The sequence below is a fragment of the Flavobacterium sp. DSP2-3-1 genome (genome assembly GCF_049896865.1).
Lineage (GTDB): Bacteria > Bacteroidota > Bacteroidia > Flavobacteriales > Flavobacteriaceae > Flavobacterium.
This window is the reverse complement of record NZ_JAFCVD010000035.1, coordinates 1-551: the sequence shown is the minus strand read 5'-3', so window position 1 is coordinate 551 and position 551 is coordinate 1. Positions and strand designations below refer to the sequence as shown.

Sequence of the window (551 nt, the reverse complement as noted above, 5' to 3'; positions counted from 1 at the left end):
ATTCAGAAACAAAAATACATTGGGTATCAAAACACCATCGATACTACAGGGGTTACCCAAATTTCGACTTCGGATCCTGATAGTCGCCAAATAATGACGCGAAACAACATCTCGGAAGTCGCCTACACGGTACAAACTACAGTGGATGCGCTGCATAACATTCCCATTGATTTCAAGGTGACCAATGAAAACGATTCCAAAGCCATGGGCGGCATGTTGCGCCGAAGCAAAACCATTTTGGGTCATGCTAATTTTATAGCCGTTTATGACAAAGGCTATCACACCGGCAGCGAATTTGACTACGCTAACCGTCTTGGTGTTGATGTTTTAGTGGCTATTCCTGGCGTGTCTGCACACGCACCTGATTTGGCTTTTGATGTAGAACATTTTAAATACAACATAACCACCGATTCCTATACCTGTCCTGCCAATGAAACCCTGACCACCAACGGAAATTGGTACGCCAAAAAGAACGGCAAATCAATCACCAAAATGAAGCATTACAAAACCAATGCTTGTTTGAATTGCAAACTCTTTACAAAATGCACTAA

General features: G+C 42.5%; 1 pseudogene. It reads left to right on the top strand.

The annotated features are described in order from the left end of the window. A pseudogene (locus ACP7AT_RS15795) lies at positions 1-551 on the top strand (IS1182 family transposase); the annotation flags it as partial.